This is a genomic window from Mesorhizobium sp. P3_A9, from assembly GCF_056402975.1.
In genome coordinates this window covers 1-2,617 of sequence record NZ_JBFUGJ010000556.1, presented here as the reverse complement: position 1 = coordinate 2,617, position 2,617 = coordinate 1, and the positions used below count along the sequence as shown (strand labels likewise).

Here is a 2,617-nt window from a genome sequence, read left to right as displayed (position 1 = left end):
GGCCGTAGCTCGCGGAACCAGGTCGGGAAGTTCTTTTCGAGGCGCATGGAGAGCAAAGCGCGCATGCCGAAATCGACCACGCCGAATTCCTCGCCAGCATCCTTGATCGCCTTGTACACCAGGCGCTCATAGGCCGGCGCCATCCAGATCTCGTAGCCGAGGTCGCCGGTATAGGTGATGCGGTTGACCAGGCACGGTGCACCGCCGACCGCCATCTCGCGGAAATCCATGAAGCRGAAGGCTTTGGTCGAGATGTCGACGTCGACCAGCTTCTGCAGGAGGTCGCGGGATTTCGGTCCTGCGATCGAGAGGCCGACCAGCGTCTGGTCGAAGCGATGGATGCGCACCGAACCATCCTTCGGCAAGTGCTTCTCGAACCARCGCATRTGGTAYTTYTGCGCSGCCGACGARCCCCAGATCATGAAGCGGTCTTCACCGGCCTTGGCGATGGTGAAGTCGCCGATCAGCTTGCCGAATTCGTTGATCATCGGGGTGAGCACGATGCGGCCGGTCTTCGGCATGCGGTTGGTCATCAGCCGGTTGAGGAATTCTTCCGCGCCCGGTCCCGACACTTCGTATTTGGCGAAGTTGGCGATTTCGGTGACGCCGACGCGCTCGCGCGTGGCGCGCACCTCCTCGCCGATCGGCCCAAAATCGTTGGAGCGGTGGAAGGAGACGATATCCCTGGGCTCCTTGCCCTTCGGTGCGAACCAGAGCGGCGTCTCGAGGCCCCAGCTGTCGCCCATGACGGCGTTGTTGGCCAGCATGGTGTCGTAGAGCGGCGTCGTCTGCGCCGGGCGTGCCGCTGGCAGTTCTTCGTTGGGGAAGCGGATCGAGAAGCGGCGCGAATAGTTTTCACGGACCTTGGCGTTGGTGTAGCGCAGGCCGGCCCATTCGCCGAAGCGGGCGACATCCATGCCCCAGACGTCGAAGCCGGGATCGCCATGCACCATCCAGTTCGACAGCGCGAGGCCGACGCCTCCGCCCTGGCTGAAGCCGGCCATGACGGCGCAGGCGCACCAGAAATTGGTCAGGCCCTGCACCGGGCCGACCAGTGGATTGCCGTCCAGCGCGAAGGTGAAGGGGCCGTTGATGATCTGCTTGATGCCGGCCTTCTCGATGCCGGGGAAATGCTTGAAGCCGATTTCCAGCGACGGCGCGATGCGGTCGAGATCGGGCGGCAGCAGTTCATGGCCGAAATCCCATGGCGTGTTGACCGGCGACCACGGCTTGCAGGCCTTTTCATAGGTGCCGAGCAGGATGCCGTTGCGCTCCTGGCGGGTGTAGATCTCGCCCTTGAAGTCGAGCACGCCGATCATTTCGCGGCCGGTCGACTTGTTGAATTCCTCGACCTCCGGCATCGGCTCGGTGAGCAAATACATGTGCTCCATGGCCAGCACCGGCAGTTCGACGCCGACCATGCGGCCGATCTCGCGCGCCCACAGGCCACCACAGTTGACGACATGCTCGGCGTGGACCGTGCCCTGTTCGGTGACGACGTTCCAGGTGCCGTCCGGCTGCTGCGTCAGGTCGACGACGCGGTTGCGCAGCACGATCTCGGCGCCGAGTTTCTTGGCCGCCTTGGAATAGGCGATGGTGGTGCCGGACGGATCGAGATGGCCTTCAACCGGGTCCCACATGGCGCCGACGAAGTTGCTCTCGTCCATCAGCGGGAACATTGCCTTGGCTTCGGACGGCGTGATCAGCTCGGTGTCCATGCCGAGATAGCGGCCCTTGGCGTGGGCCAGCCTGAGGAAATCCATGCGCTCCGGCGTATCGGCCATCATCACACCGCCGGTCAGATGCAGCGAGCAGGACTGGCCGGAGATTTCCTCGATCTCCTTGTAAAGCTGAACCGTATAGGCCTGCAGCTTGGCGACGTTGGGGTCGCCGTTCAGCGTATGGAAGCCGCCCGCCGCGTGCCAGGACGAGCCGGAGGTCAGCTCCGAGCGCTCGATCAGCATGATGTCGGTCCAGCCGGCCTTGGCCAGGTGATACAGTACCGAGCAGCCAACGACACCGCCGCCGATGACAACCGCTTTTACGTGGGATTTCATGAAGATAGGTCCGTTTTTAGAGAAATTGAATCGGATGAGCGCTGCGCGAAAACAAACTGTAGGTCGGAAACTGCGACGTTTTCGGCCAGCCTGCCATCAAGCGCGGCAAGAATGGTTTCACAGACGGAAGTACGATGTTTCAGGACATCATGGCTCCAGACACGCAGTATCAAATAGCCTTGATCGCGCATAAAGTCGTCGCGGCGGCGGTCATAGGAACTGTCGGCGTGTTGTGAGCCGTCAATCTCGACGACGAGCCATCGCTCGCGGCAGGCGAAGTCTGCGAAAAAGGGGCCGATGGAGAACTGACGCGTAAAGCGATAGCCGCCGAGTTTTCGCCCCTTCAGTTCAAGCCAAAGCAAGGCTTCCGCTTGATTGCCTGCTTGCCGGAGATTACGCGTACGGTGGGTTGTGCCTGTCTTGCGGCGACTGCGGGTTTGACCAGCGCCTTCCCCCACTCCGTCGCCGCTTCGCGGCGCCACCTCTCCCCCCTCCGGAGGGAGAGGAAGGGAGCCAGCCTGCATCAGCTCGCGCCCTTCCTCTCCCCCGTCGATCGGGGG

At 62.5% G+C, this 2,617-nt stretch carries 2 protein-coding genes; both read right to left on the bottom strand.

Going from position 1 to position 2,617, the window contains the following annotated elements:
* The coding region (locus AC1DX0_RS34380) for a GcvT family protein (protein ID WP_477358822.1) at positions 1-2,057 on the bottom strand (2,057 nt) is incomplete at its 3' end.
* Complete coding sequence (locus tag AC1DX0_RS34375) at positions 2,054-2,539, bottom strand: endonuclease domain-containing protein (RefSeq protein WP_477222172.1); 486 nt, start codon at positions 2,537-2,539, stop codon at positions 2,054-2,056. The genes AC1DX0_RS34380 and AC1DX0_RS34375, both read right to left, overlap by 4 nt.
* Positions 2,540-2,617 lie beyond the last annotated feature (78 nt).